Origin of the sequence: Mesorhizobium tianshanense (assembly GCF_007830515.1) — a bacterium.
Classification (GTDB): domain Bacteria; phylum Pseudomonadota; class Alphaproteobacteria; order Rhizobiales; family Rhizobiaceae; genus Mesorhizobium; species Mesorhizobium tianshanense.
The window spans coordinates 12,623-31,221 of sequence record NZ_VLKT01000048.1; the positions used below are offsets into that span (position 1 = coordinate 12,623).

At 64.7% G+C, this 18,599-nt stretch carries 13 protein-coding genes; 6 read left to right on the forward strand and 7 right to left on the reverse strand.

Going from position 1 to position 18,599, the window contains the following annotated elements:
* Positions 1-35: 35 nt before the first annotated feature.
* The gene (locus tag IQ26_RS29445; RefSeq protein ID WP_145721849.1) at positions 36-2,315 is read right to left on the reverse strand and encodes an NADP-dependent malic enzyme; all 2,280 of its coding nucleotides are present in this window, start codon (positions 2,313-2,315) and stop codon (positions 36-38) included.
* A 246-nt stretch (positions 2,316-2,561) separates the two neighbouring features.
* Between IQ26_RS29445 and mutS the strand changes: the two genes are divergently transcribed.
* Entirely contained in the window at positions 2,562-5,330 is a 2,769-nt protein-coding gene (gene mutS, locus IQ26_RS29450; RefSeq protein ID WP_145721850.1) for a DNA mismatch repair protein MutS, read from the forward strand.
* Between the two features lie 231 nt (positions 5,331-5,561).
* Here mutS and IQ26_RS29460 read toward each other — a convergent pair whose 3' ends face one another.
* The 3 genes from IQ26_RS29460 to IQ26_RS29470 form a co-directional block, all read right to left on the reverse strand.
* Entirely contained in the window at positions 5,562-6,407 is an 846-nt protein-coding gene (locus IQ26_RS29460; RefSeq protein ID WP_145721851.1) for an aldo/keto reductase, read from the reverse strand.
* Positions 6,408-6,495: 88 nt separating this feature from the next.
* Positions 6,496-6,882: a CopM family metallochaperone gene (copM, locus tag IQ26_RS29465; protein ID WP_145721852.1), complete on the reverse strand. Its 387-nt coding sequence runs from the start codon at positions 6,880-6,882 to the stop codon at positions 6,496-6,498.
* A gap of 44 nt (positions 6,883-6,926) precedes the next feature.
* Complete coding sequence (locus tag IQ26_RS29470) at positions 6,927-9,437, reverse strand: heavy metal translocating P-type ATPase (protein ID WP_145721853.1); 2,511 nt, start codon at positions 9,435-9,437, stop codon at positions 6,927-6,929.
* Positions 9,438-9,771: 334 nt separating this feature from the next.
* Here IQ26_RS29470 and IQ26_RS29480 point away from each other — a divergent pair, with 334 nt between their 5' ends.
* Entirely contained in the window at positions 9,772-12,573 is a 2,802-nt protein-coding gene (locus tag IQ26_RS29480; RefSeq protein WP_145721854.1) for a [protein-PII] uridylyltransferase, read from the forward strand.
* Positions 12,574-12,639: 66 nt separating this feature from the next.
* Positions 12,640-14,238 (forward strand): murein biosynthesis integral membrane protein MurJ, encoded by a 1,599-nt coding sequence (gene murJ / locus IQ26_RS29485; protein WP_145721855.1) that lies wholly within the window; start codon positions 12,640-12,642, stop codon positions 14,236-14,238.
* Here murJ and IQ26_RS29490 read toward each other — a convergent pair.
* Positions 14,213-14,617 (reverse strand): type II toxin-antitoxin system VapC family toxin, encoded by a 405-nt coding sequence (locus IQ26_RS29490; RefSeq protein WP_145721856.1) that lies wholly within the window; start codon positions 14,615-14,617, stop codon positions 14,213-14,215. The two genes, murJ and IQ26_RS29490, sit on opposite strands and share 26 nt — an antisense overlap.
* Positions 14,617-14,862 (reverse strand): type II toxin-antitoxin system VapB family antitoxin, encoded by a 246-nt coding sequence (locus IQ26_RS29495; protein ID WP_145721857.1) that lies wholly within the window; start codon positions 14,860-14,862, stop codon positions 14,617-14,619. The genes IQ26_RS29490 and IQ26_RS29495 overlap by 1 nt, the downstream gene beginning before the upstream one ends.
* A gap of 400 nt (positions 14,863-15,262) precedes the next feature.
* On the opposite strand from IQ26_RS29495, the gene trpS reads away from it, so the two are divergent.
* From trpS to IQ26_RS29510, 3 genes are all read left to right on the forward strand, one after another.
* Positions 15,263-16,330 carry a tryptophan--tRNA ligase gene (gene trpS, locus IQ26_RS29500; protein ID WP_145721858.1) on the forward strand — a complete coding sequence of 356 codons (1,068 nt, stop codon included), beginning with the start codon at positions 15,263-15,265 and terminating at the stop codon, positions 16,328-16,330.
* A 97-nt stretch (positions 16,331-16,427) separates the two neighbouring features.
* On the forward strand, positions 16,428-16,919 hold the full coding sequence (locus IQ26_RS29505) for a universal stress protein (protein WP_145721859.1): 492 nt from the start codon (positions 16,428-16,430) through the stop codon (positions 16,917-16,919).
* A 175-nt stretch (positions 16,920-17,094) separates the two neighbouring features.
* Positions 17,095-17,664: a NifU family protein gene (locus IQ26_RS29510; RefSeq protein WP_145721860.1), complete on the forward strand. Its 570-nt coding sequence runs from the start codon at positions 17,095-17,097 to the stop codon at positions 17,662-17,664.
* Between the two features lie 120 nt (positions 17,665-17,784).
* Here IQ26_RS29510 and IQ26_RS29515 read toward each other — a convergent pair whose 3' ends face one another.
* Positions 17,785-18,402, reverse strand: a complete 618-nt coding sequence (locus IQ26_RS29515) for a L,D-transpeptidase (RefSeq protein ID WP_145721861.1) — start codon at positions 18,400-18,402, stop codon at positions 17,785-17,787.
* Between the last annotated feature and the right edge of the window lie 197 nt (positions 18,403-18,599).

Consider the following 18,599-nt stretch of genomic DNA (forward strand, 5'->3'; position numbering starts at 1 on the left):
GTGCCGCCGTCCTGGTATCGGCGACGCGGACTGCTTCAAGTCCCCGCTGAATACGCCGCAATCGCCGCCATGTTCACGATGTCGGAATCCTTGGCATTCAGCGAAACGATCTGCACCGGCTTGTTCAAGCCGACCAGCAGCGGGCCTATGACGGTCGAGCCGCCGAGTTCCTGCAGCATCTTGGTCGAGATCGAGGCCGAGTGGAACGCCGGCATGATCAGCACATTGGCCGGGCCGGTCAGCCGGATGAACGGGTATTGCGCCATGGCGCGCGGGTTGAGCGCCACGTCGGCGGCCATCTCGCCGTCATACTCGAAATCGACGCGCCGCTTGTCGAGGATGCGCACCGCTTCCTGGACGCGCTCGGAGCGCTCGCCCTGCGGATGGCCGAAGGTCGAGTAGGCGAGCATGGCGAGCCTCGGCTCATAGCCCATGCGGCGGGCAAAGCCGGCGGCCTCCTCGGCGATGTCGGCGATCTGTTCGGCATTCGGCATGTCGTGCACGGCGGTGTCGGCGACGATCACGGTTCGGCCCCGCGCCAGCACGATCGAGGCGCCGATGACGCGGTGGCCGGGCTTGGCGTCGATGACGCGGCGGATGTCGTCGAGCGCCGTCGAATAGTTGCGGGTGACGCCGGTGACGATGCCGTCGGCGTCGCCCAGCGCCACCATACAGGCGGCGAAATGATTGCGATCGTTGTTGATCAGGCGTTGGCAGTCGCGGAACAGGAAGCCCTTGCGCTGCATGCGCTCGTACAGATAGTCGGTGTAGACGCCGTTGCGGCGCGACAGCCTTGCGTTGATGATCTCGATGCCTTGCCTGTCGAGCTCGATGCCGGCGTTCCTGGCGTTCTCCTTGATGATGTCGTCGCGGCCGAGCAGGATGGCGGTGCCGAGCCGCTGGTTCACATAGGAGACGGCGGCGCGCATGACCTGCTCCTCCTCGCCCTCGGCGAAGACGATGCGCTTGGGCTGGCGGCGCACGCGGTCGTAGATGCGCTGTAGCGTCGAGGCGATCGGGTCGCGGCGGGCGGAAAGCTCCTGCGCGTAGCGGTCTAGATCGAGGATCGGCTTGCGGGCAACGCCGCTGTCCATCGCCGCCTTGGCGACCGCGATCGGAATGGCCGAGATCAGGCGCGGGTCGAACGGCACCGGGATGATGTAGCTGGGGCCGAATTTCGGCCGGTTGCCCTGGTAAGCGGCGGCAACGTCGTCTGGCACGTCCTGGCGCGCCAGTTCGGCCAGCGCCCGCGCCGCGGCGATCTTCATGTCGTCGTTGATGGTGGTGGCGCGTACATCCAGCGCGCCGCGGAAGATGTAGGGGAAGCCAAGCACGTTGTTGACCTGGTTCGGATAATCGGAACGCCCCGTCGCCATGATGGCGTCGTTGCGGATCTTGGCCACTTCCTCGGGCGTGATCTCCGGGTCGGGATTGGCCATGGCGAAGATGATCGGCTTCTCAGCCATCGACTGCACCATCTTGGTGGTCAGCGCGCCCTTGGCGGAGAGGCCGAGGAACACGTCGGCGCCGTCCAGCGCCTCGGCCAGCGAGCGCGCCTCGGTCTTGACGGCGTGCGCCGACTTCCACTGGTTCATGCCTTCGGTGCGGCCCTGGAAGACGACGCCCTTGGTGTCGCAAAGGATGATGTTGTCAGGCGCAAAGCCCATCGCCTTCATCAGCTCGATGCAGGCGATGCCGGCCGCACCGGCCCCGTTGCAGACCATTTTCGTGGTCTTCATGTCGCGGCCGGTGATCTTGAGCGCGTTGATCAGGCCGGCGGCCGAGATGATGGCGGTGCCATGCTGGTCGTCATGGAAGACCGGTATGTCCATCAGCTCGCGCAGCCGCTGCTCGATGATGAAGCATTCCGGCGCCTTGATGTCTTCCAGGTTGATACCGCCGAAGGAGGGCCCGAGGAAACGCACGCAGTTGATGAACTCGTCGGCGTCCTCGGTGTCGACCTCCAGATCGATGGAATCGACATCGGCGAAGCGCTTGAACAGCACCGCCTTGCCTTCCATCACCGGCTTGGCGGCCAGCGCGCCGAGATTGCCGAGGCCGAGGATGGCGGTGCCGTTGGTAATGACGGCGACCATGTTGCCGCGCGTCGTATAGTCGAAGGCGCGGCTGGGATCCTCGGCGATGGCGAGGACGGGAACCGCGACGCCCGGCGAATAGGCAAGGCTGAGGTCGCGCTGCGTCGCCATCGGCTTGGTGGCGACGATCTCCAGCTTGCCCGGCCGGCCCATGACATGGAAATCCAGCGCCTCCTGCGCACTGACGGAGGGGCCGTTGTTTTCGGTTTTCCTGGCCATGATGCTTTCGATTTCCTCACCCGTGCGGCACCGCTTGAGACGGGGTGCGTGCTTTTTTGAAGCTACCGGATTAAGGCTACACGCCGCCGCTGTAAACCGCCAAGCGATCCGCAAACGCTGTTCCTGCGCGGTGCGACCTGGCGCGGGGCGAGCCGGGCAAGTTCCCGCACATGGCCGCGCCGTCTTCCCCTGTTTTTCAAGCTGCCGGCATTAAACCGCGCGAACACATCTGCTAGCGTGCCGCGCATGGACATGCGCACTGCGAAAGACACCGACGCCCCGGCGGCCATGACGCCGACGCCCGCCGCCGCAAGCGGCGCCACGCCGATGATGGAGCAGTATATCGAGATCAAGGCGGCGAACCCGGATTCGCTGCTGTTCTACCGCATGGGCGATTTCTACGAGCTGTTCTTCGACGACGCCGAGAAGGCGAGCCGGGCGCTCGGCATCGTCTTGACCAAGCGCGGCAAGCACCAGGGCCTTGACATCCCGATGTGCGGCGTGCCGGTGCATGCCGCCGACGACTATCTGCAGAAGCTGATCGGACAAGGGTTCCGCGTCGCCGTCTGCGAGCAGATCGAGGACCCGGCAGAGGCGAAGAAGCGCGGCGGCAAATCGGTGGTGCGCCGCGACGTGGTGCGGCTGGTGACGCCGGGCACCATCACCGAGGACAAATTGCTGGCGCCGTCGGAATCGAGTTTTCTGATGGCGCTGGGGCGGGTCAAGGGCGGGGCGGAGCCAAGAGGCGGGGAGCGCGGCAGCGCGACAGGGAACCAAGGAAGTTTTGCGCTGGCCTGGATCGAGATCTCGACCGGTGCCTTCCGCGTCGCCGAGACCACCGCCGACCGGCTGCTCGCCGATGTCTTCCGCGTCGACCCGCGCGAGCTGATCGTCGCCGAGCCGGTGTTCTACGATCCCGAACTGAAACCGGTGTTCGACGTGCTTGGCCGCGTCGCCAACCCGCAGCCGCCGAGCCTGTTCGATTCGGCGTCTGCCGCAGGACGCATCGCCCGCTTTTTCGAGGTGGCGACGCCGGACAGTTTCGGCACGTTTTCCCGCGCCGAGCTGTCGGCGATCTCAGGCGTCATCGCCTATGTCGAAAAGACGCAAAAGGCCGAGCGGCCGCCGCTGTCGCGGCCGGAGCGCGAGGAGCAGGGTTCGACGCTGTTCATCGATCCGGCGACGCGCGCCAATCTGGAGCTGCTGCGCACTCTGTCCGGCAGCCGCGAAGGTTCGCTGTTCAAGGCGATCGACCGCACGGTGACCGGCGGCGGAGCGCGGCTGCTCGCCGACCGGCTGATGGCGCCGCTGACCGACCCAGCGGCCATCGGCGCACGGCTGGACTCGGTGTCGTTCCTCCGCTCCGAGACACGGCTGTGCCAGGCGGTGCGGACGAGCCTGAAGAGCGTCGCCGACATGCCGCGCGCACTGTCCAGGCTGGCGCTCAACCGCGGCGGCCCACGCGATCTCGGCGCGCTGCGCGCCGGATTCGAGGCAGCCGGCGCCATTGCCGAACTGTTTGGGGAAATCGCCCTGCCCGCGGAACTCGCGGCGGCGCTGGCGGCGATCGAGGCGCTGCCACGCCCGCTGGCCGAGCATCTGATGCAGGCGCTCGGCGACGAGCTGCCGCTGCTCAAGCGCGACGGCGGCTTCGTGCGCGGCGACTACAATGCAGAACTCGACGAGATGCGGGCATTGCGCGACGAGTCGCGCAAGGTGATCGCCGGGCTGGAGCGCTCGCTGATCGACGAGACCGGCATCCGCTCGCTGAAAATCCGGCACAACAATGTGCTCGGCTACTACATCGAAGTCACCGCCAACCATCATGCGATCATGACGGGCAGCGACGGGGCGAAGGCGCGCTTCATCCATCGCCAGACCATGGCCAATGCCATGCGCTTCACCACGACCGAGCTGGCCGAGCTGGAATCGAAGATCGCCAACGCCGCCAACCGGGCACTGGCGATCGAGCTTGCCGCCTTCGACAGGCTGACGGCGGAAGCGGTCGGCGAGGCGGAAAAGATCCGCGCCGGCGCCGAGGCGCTCGCGGTGCTCGACGTGTCGGCGGCACTTGCGCTGCTCTCCGAGAGCGAGGCCTGGTGCCGGCCCGTGGTGGACGCGAGCCTCGCCTTCGCGATTTCGGGCGGGCGCCATCCAGTGGTGGAACAGTCGCTGCGGCGTTCGGGCGAAGGCCCTTTCGTCGCCAATGATTGCGACCTGTCGCCGGAAGGCGATGCCAAGAACGGTGCGATCTGGCTGCTGACCGGTCCCAATATGGGCGGCAAGTCGACCTTCCTGAGACAGAACGCGCTGATCGCCATCCTCGCCCAGACCGGCTCCTTCGTGCCGGCGGCATCAGCTCATATCGGCGTCGTCGACCGGCTGTTTTCGCGTGTCGGCGCCTCGGACGATCTGGCGCGCGGCCGCTCGACCTTCATGGTCGAGATGGTCGAAACGGCGGCAATCCTCAACCAGGCCGGCGAACGCGCGCTGGTGATCCTCGACGAGATCGGCCGCGGCACCGCCACCTTCGACGGCCTGTCGATCGCCTGGGCGGCGGTCGAGTATCTGCACGAGAAGAACCGCTGCCGGGCGATCTTCGCCACCCATTTCCACGAAATGACGGCGCTGGCCAGCAAACTGGCTCGACTGCACAACGTCACCATGCGGGTCAAGGAATGGGAGGGCGACGTGGTCTTCCTGCACGAGGTCGGCAAGGGTGCGGCCGACCGCTCCTACGGCGTGCAGGTGGCGCGGCTGGCCGGCCTGCCGGAAGCCGTGGTCGGCCGGGCCAGGGAAGTGCTGCACCAGCTCGAAGCCGGCGAAGTCTCGGGCAAGGCGAACCGGCTGGTCGACGACCTGCCGCTGTTTTCGGTGGCGGTGAGGCGGGAAGCGCAGAAGCCGACCAAGGATGACGCGCTGGGTGCGGCGCTCGGTGCGATCAACCCCGACGAGATGACGCCGAGGGAGGCGCTTGAGGCGCTGTACCGGTTGAAGGGGATGGCGGGGAGGTAGTTGGGCCTCGCCCGATTGCGCTCTACGGCGCCCCCTCTGTCCTGCCGGACATCTCCCCCACAGGTGGGGAGATAGGCTGTCGCCATCGCTTTCGCCAATCTCGAACGCTAGAAAAATGCTGTCTGCGAAGCTGCCAATCTCCCCCCAAGTGGGGGATATGTCCGGCAGGACAGAGGGGGGCGCGAAGGAACGCGACGTTCGTTATGGGTCAGTTCCCCTCCGCCACCATCCTCAAATCATCTCCAAACCACGCTTTCGGGTCGGCGGCGGGAAGGCGCGGTCGATGTCGGCGAAATCTTCCGAGGTGAGTTTGATGTCGAGCGCAGCGACATTCTGGCGGACATGCTCCGGTTTTCCGGCCTTCGGAATGGCGATGACACCTGGCTGTGCCATCACCCAGGCCAGTGCGATTTGCGCCGCCGTGGCATTGTGGCGGGCGGCGATGGCTTCGAGCCTGGTGTTGCGCGCCAATACGCCCTGATCGACCGGCGAATAGGCCATCAGCGGAATGCCGCGCTGCCGGCTCCAGGGCACAAGGTCGAATTCGGGGCCGCGCTGGGTCAGATTATAGAGGATCTGGTTGGTCTGAACGCTGTCGCCGGCCGGCAGGCCGACCAGCGCCTCCATCTCATGGGTGTCGAAATTGCTGACGCCCCAGTGGCGGATCTTGCCGGCCTTTTTCAACGCCTCGAAGGCATCGACCGTTTCCGCCAGCGGTACGCTGCCGGGCCAATGCAGCAGATAGAGATCGATGCGGTCGGTGCGCAGATGCCCGAGGCTTCTGTCGCAGGCCGCCGGCACGCCGGTGCGCGAGGCGTTGGACGGCAGCACCTTGGAGACCAGGAACACCTCGTCCCGGCGCCCGGCAACAGCATCCGCCACCACCTCCTCGGCGCCGCCGCTGGCATACATTTCGGCGGTGTCGATCAGCGTCATGCCGAGATCGAGCCCAAGCTTCAGGGCATTGGCCTCGTCGGCCCGGCGACGGGCGTCCTCGCCCATTTTCCACGTGCCCTGGCCGAGCACGGGAACGGCTTCGCCCGAAGGCAATGTGGTGGTTCTCATCGTTGACGGCATGGCGTGCTCCAGTCGAGATCCGGATGGCATCACACCCTTCGGGAGAAATCCAGATGAAAGTCCTTCCCTCCCGCGGACCGCTTGATGTCTACTTCACCGGGTGGGCGGCGAGCCAATCCTGCATCTGCTTGATCTCGGCTTCCTGCGCCGCGATGACCGCCTCGGCCAGCTTGCGCATCTCCGGGTCCTTGCCGTTGGCGAGTTCGACCTTGGCCATGTCGATGGCCGCCTGATGATGCGGGATCATGCCGCGGGCGAAATCGACATCGGCATTGCCGGAATATTCTATCGCCATCATGTCGGTGTGCATCTTGTCCATCGCCGCCTTATAGCCGTCAGTCGAAGGGCTTTGCGCGCTCATCGCGGCCATATCGTGCTGCATCTCCTGGGCTTGCGACGGAGTGCTTTCGAGGAAAACGGCGAGCAGCATACCTGCCGCCATCAGCAGCAGCACGATCTTCTTGGCCAAGGTCATCCATGATCTCCTTCTTGAGCGAAATTCCTATCTGGGGATCTCGCTCAGAGTTTCAACGTCCTCAGCCGCAGCGCGTTGGAGATGACCGAAACCGACGACAGGCTCATCGCCGCCGCTGCGATCATCGGCGACAGCAGCGTGCCGGTGAGCGGATAGAGCACGCCGGCGGCGACCGGCACGCCAAGCACGTTGTAGAGGAAGGCGAAGAACAGGTTCTGGCGGATGTTGCGGATCGTCGCCTGGGCGAGCGTGCGGGCCCGGACGATGCCGTTGAGATCGCCCTTGAGCAGCGTAATCCCGGCGCTTTCGACCGCGACGTCGGCGCCGGTGCCCATGGCGATGCCGACGTCGGCGGCGGCCAGCGCCGGCGCGTCGTTGACGCCGTCGCCGGCCATGGCGACGCCGGCGCCCTTGGCGCGCAACGCCTCGACCAATGTGCTCTTCTGTTCCGGCAGCATGCCGGCACGCACCTCGTCGATACCGAGTTTGCTTGCGATGGCTTTCGCCGTGCGTTCGTTGTCGCCGGTCGCCATGATGATCCTCAGCCCACGGTCGTGCAGCGCCTTGATCGCCTCGGCCGTCGTCGCCTTGATCGGATCGGCGACGGCGACGATGCCGGCCAGTTTCTTGCCGACGGCGACGAACATCACGGTCTTGCCCTCGGCCTGCAGCGTCTCGGTCCTGGTGGAGATGGATCCGGTATCGATGCCGAGATCGGCCATCATCGCCGCGTTGCCGAGCGCGACCTTCTTTCCCGACACCGTGCCGGAAACGCCCTTACCGGTGACCGCCTCGAAATCACCGGCGTCGGGAATCCTTACCCCGCGTTCACGGGCACCTTCGACGATCGCCTCGGCCAGCGGATGCTCCGAGCCTTTTTCCAGGCCTGCGGCAAGTGCCAAGAGATCGTCTTCCGTCATGCCTTCGGCAGCGACGACGTCGGTCAATCTCGGCCGGCCTTCGGTCAACGTGCCGGTCTTGTCGACGATCAGCGTGTCGACCGAGGCGAAGCGTTCGAGCGCCTCCGCGTCCTTGATCAGCACCCCGGCATGCGCGCCGCGCCCCGTCGCGGTCATGATCGACATCGGCGTGGCAAGACCCAGCGCGCAAGGACAGGCGATGATCAGCACCGAGACCGCCGAGACGATGGCAAAGATCAGGCTGGGTTGCGGCCCGAAGATCGCCCAGGCGATGAACGCGACGATCGCGACCACCACGACGGCGGGGACGAAATAGAACGAGACGCGGTCGGCCAGGGCCTGGATCGGCGCGCGCGAACGCTGCGCCTTGGCAACGAGCTCGACGATCCGCGCCAGCGTGGTTTCGGCGCCGATCCTCTCGGCGCGCATGATCAGCGAACCGTTCTTGTTGAGCGTGCCGCCGGTGAGCGGATCGCCTTGCGTCTTTTCGACCGGCAGCGGCTCGCCAGTAATCATCGATTCGTCGACGGAAGAGCGGCCTTCCAGCACGATGCCGTCGACCGGCACGGCATCGCCGGGGCGGATGCGCAGGCGATCGCCGGCCTTGACCGTGTCGAGCGGCACATCGTTTTCGGAACCGTCCTCGCCGATCAGCCGCGCGGTCTTCGGCGCGAGATCGAGCAGCGCGCGGATCGCCGAGCCGGTTTTTTCACGGGCGCGCAGTTCCAGCACCTGGCCGAGGAAAACCAGCGCCACGATGACGGCGGCAGCCTCGAAATAGACCGGCACCGTGCCCTCATGGCCGCGGAACTGGTGCGGAAATACATCCGGGAACAGCGTGGCGACGACGCTGTAGAGATAGGCGGCGCCAACGCCGAGCGAGATCAGCGTCCACATGTTGGGGCTGCGGTTGAGAACCGAATCCCAACCGCGATGGAAGAAGGGAAATGCCGCCCACACCACAACAGGGCTGGCCAGCGCCATTTCCAGCCAGACCTTCGCCGAATCGCCGATGAAGGCGCTGACCGTCAGGCCGAGCATCGGCCCCATGGCGAAGATCAGCAATGGCACGGACAACACGGCACTCACCCAGAAGCGCCTGGTGAAATCGACCAGTTCCGGGTTCGGGCCTTCGTCACCGGTCGGCACGCCCATCGGCTCCAGCGCCATGCCGCAGATCGGGCAGGCGCCGGGCTTGTCGCGGACGATTTCCGGATGCATCGGGCAGGTGTATTGCGTGCCTTTCGGCATCGCCTGCGGCTCCGGCCGGTCGCCGAGATATTTTGCCGGCTCCGCCTCGAATTTCGTCTTGCAACCGGCCGAGCAGAAATAGAAGCCCTGGCCTTCATGCCGGGAAAAGTGCTTCGCCGTGGCACGGTCGACGCCCATGCCGCAGACAGGGTCGGTGGCGGTAAGATACTGTTCCGGCCCGGCCGTGAATTTCGAACGGCAACGCTCGCTGCAGAAATGATAGAGATGGCCACCATGCTCGGCTGTCGGCTTGCCGGCGGCCGGATCGACGGTCATGCCGCAGACCGGATCGCGAAAGACGGCGTCCGCGACGGCTGGGGCCGATTTCGCCGAACAGCAGGAACCGTGTGTATGGGCGTGATGGTCGTGGTCGGAATGCGTCATGCGGAATGCCTCTATCTCGATGCTGAGGCGGAGGTAGTGCTTCCAGTAACTGGAAGGTCAAGGGCCAAATTCGATTTTCGTGCCGTGGGCGCGATGCCGAACGGCTCAGGCGGAAAATTCCCGCACGCAACCGTACTAGAATATTATGATGCTCCCTCCTGCTATCGCATTGATCTTGCTCAAAACGAAATGTCTGGTCATCGATCTCTCCCGGCTGCGGCAGGAGACGAGCATCGCATTCGATTGCCGTGGAGAGCGTGGCCGTCCGCCCCATACCCAGCGCTGCGAAAACGCGCTATAGACGCCGCCGAAACGGCGAGGCCGAACGGCACTTATGGCAAGAATATCCCTGAAGCTCGATGAACTGATCGACGGCGACGCCTTGCGCCGCGAGATGACAGCGCTGACCGCGGCCACGGCAGGCGACGGCTCCAGCAAGGCTGCGCGCGCCGGCGTTCTCCAGCTTCTCAAGGCCAGGCTGGCCGCCGGCCGCACCACCGCCGAATGCATGCTGATGGACGACGGCAGCGGCACCGCCTGCGCCGCCCGGCTGTCGCATCTCATGAACGAGATCATCCGGGCGCTCTACGACTTCGCCGCCAGCCATGTCTATCGCGTGAAAAACCCGTCATCGGCCGAACGCATGGCCGTCGTTGCGGTCGGCGGCTATGGCCGCGGCACGCTGGCGCCGGGATCCGACATCGACCTCCTGTTCCTACTGCCCTACAAGCAGACGCCTTGGGGCGAGCAGATCGTCGAATACATGCTCTACATGCTGTGGGACCTGGGGCTGAAGGTCGGTCACGCCACCCGCAACATCGACGAATGCCTGCGGCTGTCGCGCACCGACATCACCATCCGCACCTCGATCCTGGAAGCGCGTTTCCTGTGGGGCGAGCAGAAGCTCTATGACGAGCTGCTGCAGCGTTTCGACCACGAGGTGGTGCGCACGACCGGGCCCGAATATGTGCAGGCCAAGCTTGCCGAACGCGACGAGCGCCATGCCAAGGCCGGCGAAAGCCGCTACCTGGTCGAACCCAACGTCAAGGACGGCAAGGGCGGCCTGCGCGACCTGCAGACGCTGTTCTGGATCGGCAAGTATTTCTACCGGGTGCGCACCGGCGAGGAACTGGTCGACAAGGGCGTCTTCACCGGCACCGAATACCGGGAATTTCAGAAGGCCGAGGATTTCCTGTGGGCGGTGCGCTGCCACATGCATTTCCTCACCGGCAAGGCCGAGGAACGGCTGCATTTCGACATCCAGCGCGAGATCGCCGAACGGCTGGGCTACACCACGCATCCGGGCCTATCGGCGGTCGAGCGCTTCATGAAGCATTACTTCCTCGTCGCCAAGGATGTCGGGGATCTCACCCGCATCTTCTGCGCCGCGCTCGAGGAGGAGCAGGCCAAGCATGTGCCGGGCTTCAACCGCATCTTCCTCACCTTCTCGCGCCGCAAGCGCAAGCTTGCCGGCACGTCCGATTTCATTGTCGACAACCATCGCATCAACATCGCCGAGGACCTGGTGTTCGAGCGCGATCCGGTCAATCTCCTGAGGCTGTTCTGGTTCGCCGACAAGCACGGGCTGGAATTCCACCCCGATGCGCTGAAGCTCTTGACACGTTCGCTCGGCCTGGTCGGCAAGGCGCTGCGGCGCGACGAGGAAGCCAACCGGCTGTTCCTCGACATCCTGACCTCGGACCGCAACGCCGAACTCAATCTCAGGCGCATGAACGAGGCGGGACTGCTGGGGAAGCTGATCCCGGATTTCGGCAAGATCGTCGCCATGATGCAGTTCTCGATGTACCATCACTACACGGTGGACGAGCACCTGATCCGCTGCATCGGCGTGCTGGCCGAGATCGAGCGGGGCGACGGCGAAAAGATCCACCCGCTCGCCCACTCGCTGATGCCGGGGCTGAAGAAAAGCCGTGAGGCGCTCTATGTCGCGGTGCTTTTGCACGACATCGCCAAGGGGCGGCCGGAGGACCATTCCGAAGCCGGTGCCCGGATCGCGCGGCGGATCTGCCCGCATATGGGGCTCTCGGCGGCCGACACCGAAACGGTCGCCTGGCTGGTCGACAACCATCTCGTGATGTCGATGACGGCGCAGACCCGCGATCTCAACGACCGCAAGACGATCGAGGATTTCGCCGCGATCGTGCAGTCGGTCGAACGGCTGAAGCTGCTGCTCGTCCTGACCGTCTGCGATATCAGAGGCGTCGGACCGGGCGTCTGGAACGGCTGGAAGGGGCAGTTGCTGCGCACGCTCTACTACGAGACCGAATTGCTGCTGACCGGCGGGTTCTCGGAAGTGTCGCGCGCCAAGCGGACGGCGGCGGCGCGCGAGCTATTGGCCGAGTCGCTCACCGACTGGCCGGAAAAGGCCCGCAAGCGCTATGCCGGCAAGCACTACGAGAATTACCTGCTGACGGTCGATCTCGCCGACCAGCTTCGCCACGCCGAATTCATCCGCGAGGCGGATCAAGCGGGCAAGAAGCTCGCCACTATGATCAAGACCCACCAGTTCGAGGCGGTGACCGAGATTACCGTGCTGGCGCAGGACCATCCCCGGCTGCTTTCGGTCATTGCCGGGGCCTGTGTGGCGGCCGGCGGCAACATCGTCGACGCGCAGATCTTCACCACCTCCGACGGCCGCGCGCTGGACACCATCCTGATCTCGAGGGAATTCGACCTTGACGAGGATGAGCGCCGCCGCGCCGAGCGCGTCGGCCGCCTGATCGAGGACGTGCTGTCGGGCAAGAGCTGGCTGCCGGAGATGATCGAAAAGCGGACCAAGCCGCGGCGCGGCGCCAAGGTCTTCCGCATCCAGCCGCGCGCCGAAATCCGCAACACGCTGTCGAACCGGTTCTCGGTGATCGAGGTCGAGGGGCTGGATCGGCCGGGCCTGCTCTCCGAGATCACCGGGGCGTTGTCCGACCTGTCGCTCGACATCGCGTCGGCGCACATCACTACCTTCGGCGAAAAGGTCATCGACACCTTCTATGTCACCGACCTAACCGGCCAGAAGATCGACAGCCCGACGCGCATCACCGCCATCCACAACAGGCTGATCGCCGCCCTCGAAGGCACCGTGCCCGAGCGCGGCGGCAAGGCCAAGGCCGCCGCCGAGTGAACGCCGTCCTCGATTTGTCCCAATCACCCAGGCAATCTCCACACAAATGAGCCCATCTTCACAACAATGAGCCTGGTCAAAAAATTCGCCACGGTCGCTTCCGGCACGCTGATGAGCCGCGCCCTCGGCTTCGGCCGCGAGATGCTGATGGCTGCGGCTCTGGGCACCGGGCCGATCGCCGACGCCTTCAACGCCGCCTTCCAGTTTCCCAACACCTTTCGCCGGCTGTTTGCCGAAGGCGCCTTCAACGCCGCCTTCGTGCCGCTCTTCGCCAAGGAGATCGAGACCCACGGCACCGACGGCGCCAAGCGCTTTTCCGAAGAGGTGTTCGGCGTGCTGTTCACGGCGCTGCTGGCGCTGACCATCGCCATGGAACTGGCGATGCCGCTGATCGTGCGCTACCTGGTGGCGCCGGGCTTTGCCGACTCGCCGGGAAAGTTCGAGATGACGGTCGGGCTTGCGACCATCATGTTCCCCTACCTGATCTGCATGTCGCTCGGCGCGATGATGGCCGGCATGCTGAATTCGCTGCGTCGTTATTTCGCCGCCGCGGTGGCGCCGGTGTTCCTCAACATCATCCTGATCGGCGTGCTCGCCTATGCCTGGTACCAGGGATCGGACGCGCGCACCGTCGGCTTCGCGCTGGCCTGGGGCGTGCTGGCGGCCGGGCTGGTGCAACTGGCGATCGTCTGGGTGGCGGTGCGCCATGCCGGCATCTCGATCGGCTTTCGCCGGCCAAGGATGACGCCCAACGTCAAGCGGCTGCTGGTGCTGGCGCTGCCGGCGGCGATCACCGGCGGCATCACCCAGATCAACCAGGTGATCGGCACGGCGATCGCCTCGACCCAGGACAGCGCGGTGTCGTCGCTCGCCTATGCCGATCGCATCTACCAGCTGCCGCTCGGCGTCGTCGGCATCGCCGTCGCCATCGTGCTTCTGCCCGAACTGTCGCGGGCGCTGAAGTCAGGCAATCTGATCGAAGCGGCCAATCTGCAGAACCGGTCGGTGGAGTTCACCCTGTTCCTGACCTTGCCGGCGGCGGCGGCACTGCTGGTCATGTCCGAGCCGATCGTGCGGCTGGTCTACGAGCGTGGGGCGTTTGCCGCCAACGGCTCGACGCCAGGCGTGGCGGCGATCCTGGCGATCTTCGGCCTGGGCTTGCCGGCCTTCGTGCTGATCAAGGCGTTCACCCCAGGCTATTTCGCCCGCGAGGACACGCGCACGCCGATGATCTTCGCCGCCATCTCGGTGGCGGTGAACGTCACCATCGCGCTGACGCTGTTTCCGTCGATGGGCGCGCCGGGCATCGCCGTCGCCTCGGCCGTCGCCGGCTGGGTCAATGCGCTGATGCTGCTCGGCGTGCTGATCCGGCGCGGCCATTGGGGCCGCGACGCGCCGCTCATGAAACGCATCCCACGGCTGGTGCTGGCGGCGGCGGTGATGGGGGCGGCGCTCTACTTTGCCGAGCACTGGTTCGCCGCCCAACTGGCCTCGGGCTCGCCGCTGGCGATCAAGGCGACGACGCTTCTCGCGCTGGTCGCCGGCGGGGCGTTGCTCTACTTCGTCGCAGCCTTCGCCACCGGCGGCGCCGATTTCGGCATGCTGCGGCGGAATATGCGGCGGAAGGGGTCGCCGCCCGTCAGGGAACAGTCTCCAGATCCGTAAGCCGGAATTCGTCCGCCGTCGAAAGCATCGGAACGGCGTAGTAGCGCGCGCAAGCGTAGTGAAAACAGTCAGCCATATTCAGGCGGATAGCGTTGTTGCGAAACCGCGACGCGGCCTCAACGGACAGAGATGTGGCGTCAGAGGCAGGCGGAAGCTCCCGCAAGGCAATTGCCCGCTCTTCGAGAAAACGGCTAACTATCTTCAGGCTTACGGCGACCGGTATGGCCAGCTTTTCCGATCGCGAAAGCGCCATCGCGGCTTCCCAAACGGCGATCGCCGACGTGAACGGAGCCGACGCTTCCATGACCGCCTGCGCACAGCGCTGGGCTTCGGCCTCGTGGCTCAGCATCGCGACGATAGCGGCTGCGTCGACAAACATCAGTCTTCGCCGGACAATTCGTCGTAGACCGAGCGCGGCAGCGGGTTGCGCGCCTGCTCGCTCAACTCAATCCCGAACTCGGCTCGGAGCCGTGCCGCCGTCTCCAGCGGCGTTTCGCGGTTGCGCCGGCGCTCCAGGGCTTCACGCATGGCGATCACAATCGCCTCGGTGATGCCGACGCCCTCGATCTTCGCGAACGTCCGCGTCAGCCTGTCTGCCTCCTTGTTGTTGATGTTGATTGTCATCAGCCCTTGCCTCATCAATCAATGTAGTTCGCATTATGTAGCTGCCTACACTGATGTGTCAACACGCCTGACCTGGGGCTTCCGCTTGTCGATTTCGACGCCGCAGCGCAAATCTGAAGCGATGCCCTGCAACTGTGGGTGGTTTCAACTTGACAGGTGACGGCAGTTATGCTAGGAATTTATTCATGGTGCTGAGTTGCGCCAATGACCCGCTAGCGAGGCGGGTTTTTCATTTCATGCTTCGGCAAACAGGCTTTCCCAGGCGTTTTGCCAAACCGGGGCCGAAGCCCTCGCGTCCATCCGACAGCCTCTTGATCCTCTCCTCTCTCTCGTCCATAAGCGCGCCGTCGAAAGACTTTCGCCGCGCGCGAAACGGCCCTCCACAAGCCATGGGGACTTCATGACCGCCTTCAAGCCTCTCGTTTTTTCCGGCGTCCAGCCGACCGGCAATCTGCATCTCGGCAACTATCTCGGCGCCATCAAGAAATTCGTCGCGCTGCAGGAGACCTCCGATTGCATCTACTGCGTCGTCGATCTGCATTCGCTGACCGCGCAGCTCGTGCATGACGATCTCAAGGACCAGACGCGCGCCATCACCGCGGCGTTTCTCGCCTCCGGCATCGACCCGACGAAGCACATCGTCTTCAACCAGTCGCGGGTCATGCAGCACGCCGAGCTTGCCTGGATCTTCAACTGCGTGGCGCGCATCGGCTGGATGAACCGGATGACGCAGTTCAAGGACAAGGCCGGCAAGGACCGTGAGAATGCCTCGCTCGGGCTCTTGGCCTATCCGAGCCTGATGGCGGCCGACATCCTTGTCTACCGCGCCACCCACGTCCCGGTGGGTGAGGACCAGAAGCAGCATCTGGAGCTGACACGCGACATCGCCCAGAAATTCAACAACGACTTTTCCGACCGCATCGCCGGCCTTGGCGTCGGCGTCGAGATGAAGGTCGGCGAGGAGACGGTGAACGGCTATTTTCCGCTGACCGAGCCGATCATCGGAGGACCGGCGGCGCGCATCATGAGCTTGCGCGACGGCTCGAAGAAGATGTCGAAGTCCGACCCGTCGGACCTGTCGCGCATCAATTTGACCGACGATGCCGACACGATCTCGAAGAAGATCCGCAAGGCCAAGACCGACCCCGAGGCGTTGCCAGCGGAATTGGACGGCCTTGCCGGGCGGCCCGAGGCGGAAAACCTCGTCGGCATCTATGCGGGTCTGGCCGAGATCTCGAAGGAAGCGGTGCTGAAAGAGTTCGGCGGCCAGCAGTTCTCGGTGTTCAAGCCGGCATTGGCCGACCTCGCCGTGGAAAGACTGGCGCCGGTCGCCGGCGAGATGCGCCGCATTTCCGACGACCGCGCCTATGTCGACGCGGTGCTCAGGGATGGCGGCGAGCGGGCCGGCGCCCTGGCCGAGGCGACGATGAAGACCGTGCGCGACATCATCGGCCTGCTGCAGGGCTGATCCGCACCAATTCTGTGCCGACATCGCCGCACCCGCCGGTCGCTTGCGGCCGGGCTGTGGCGGTGGCAGATTGCGACCGAAACCATCGAGGTAGAACATGGTCTCCAAACGCCTCAGCCGCGAAGTCGGCCATCGCCGCAAGTTCCTGGCGATCATCGACGATACGCCCGAATGCGAGCGGGCCGTCGCCTACGCCTCGAAACGCGCGCAGAGCACCAGCGGCGTGCTGGTGCTGCTCTATGTGATCGAGCCGGACGATTTCCAGCATTGGCTGGGCGTCGAGAAGATCATGCGCGAGGAGGCCAACGCCACCGCGCGGGCCGCACTTGACGCCTACGCCAACAAGGTGCGCCAGAAGCTCGGCATCGAGCCGGAACTGGTGGTGCGCGAAGGCAAACCGACGGAAGAGATCCACAAACTGATCGAGGAAGACCAGGACATCGCCATCCTCGTGCTGGCGGCCGGCGCCGGCAAGGAAGGGCCGGGGCCGCTGGTCGGCGCGGTCGCCGGCAAGGGCGCCGCCTTCCCCATCCCGGTGACGGTGGTGCCGCAGAACCTGTCGGACGAGGAGATCGACAGCCTCGCTTAGGATATGATCAAAGGCTACAGTGTCCTTGGCGCATCCAAAGGACGCGCGGCGCTGTAGACGAAAATTCATTCCCCTGGCAGGCCGTTCCGGCGATGCCTTTCGCTTGAATGTCCCGCCGATAAGGCCTATTTAGAATTATTCCAAACTATCTGCCCGAATGGGCACGGAGACGGCCATGTTCATCCAGACCGAATCGACGCCAAATCCGGCGACATTGAAGTTCCTGCCCGGCAAGGAAGTGCTTGTCGAAGGCACCGCCGATTTCCGCGATGCCGACAGCGCCGCTGCCGCCTCGCCGCTGGCCGGCCGGCTGTTCGAGATCCCGGGCGTCACCGGCGTCTTCTTCGGCTATGATTTCGTCACCGTGACCAAGGACGGCCCCGACTGGCAGCATCTGAAGCCGGCGATCCTCGGCGCCATCATGGAACATTTCATGTCCGGCGCGCCCGTCATGGCCAAGGCCGGCCCCGCCGCCGAGACCAGCCAGACCGGCGAATTCTACGACAAGGCCGACGAGGAACTGGTCATCACCATCAAGGAACTGCTCGACACGCGGGTGCGCCCGGCCGTCGCCCAGGACGGCGGCGACATCACCTTCCGCGGCTTCGAGAACGGCACCGTGTTCCTGCATATGAAGGGCGCCTGCGCCGGCTGCCCGTCGTCGACGGCGACGCTGAAGCACGGCATCCAGAACCTTTTGCGGCATTTCGTGCCCGAGGTGCAGCAGGTCGAACAGGTGTCTTGAACCAGGGACACGGCTCCAACATCAATCGCCTTCCAGACAAAACAAAAAACCGGGCCAAATTGCCCGGTTTTCTGTTTGCGACGTCTATTTGTTGCCTAGACGGTCCGCGCATGATTCCTTTTACAAAACGATGACCTTGGCGCCGACCGAGGTGCGGTCGTAAAGGTCGATGATATCCTGGTTCATCAGCCGGATGCAGCCCGACGACATCGCCTTGCCGATCGAGTTCCACTCCGGGCTGCCATGCAGGCGGTAGCCCGAATCGCCGCCCTTGTTGAACAGATACAGGGCGCGCGCGCCGAGTGGGTTGGTCAATCCCGGCTCCATGCCGCCGGCAAATTTGGCGAGTTCCGGCTGGCGCCTGATCATCGCCGAAGGCGGCGTCCAGGTCGGCCATTCGCGCTTCACCGCGATACGGGCGGTGCCGCGCCATTCAAAACCCTCGCGGCCGACGCCGATGCCGTAACGCATCGCCTCGCCACCGCCCATGACGTAGTACAGAAACTTGTTCTGCGTATCGACGACGATGGTGCCCGGCTTTTCATCGGTGTCGTAGTTCACCACCTGCCGACGGTATTTAAACGGCACCTTTTCGATTGGAATGCGGGGCAATTGATAGCCCGCATCGGTCACCGCGCCATAGTTGTTGGTGAATATCCGCGAGCCGATGGTGCTGCAACCAGCGATAGCAGCCGACAACGCAAAGGCAGCGACGATTGCAAATGGCTTCATGCGCATAAAAATGTTCGATGCCCCGCCCAAAGAGTGCGGCACGTTACGGCCGCTTTGTCGCCATTATTCATGCTGGCATTTGCTTTGCTTGCCAAGCGCGCGATGCCTATATGCAGGGGCTTACGTGCGGTAAGTCCGCAACTGTGGCTTTTCGGCAACGGCCGTCGCAGGATTGTGAAGCAAATTCAATGGGGCGGTCCGCC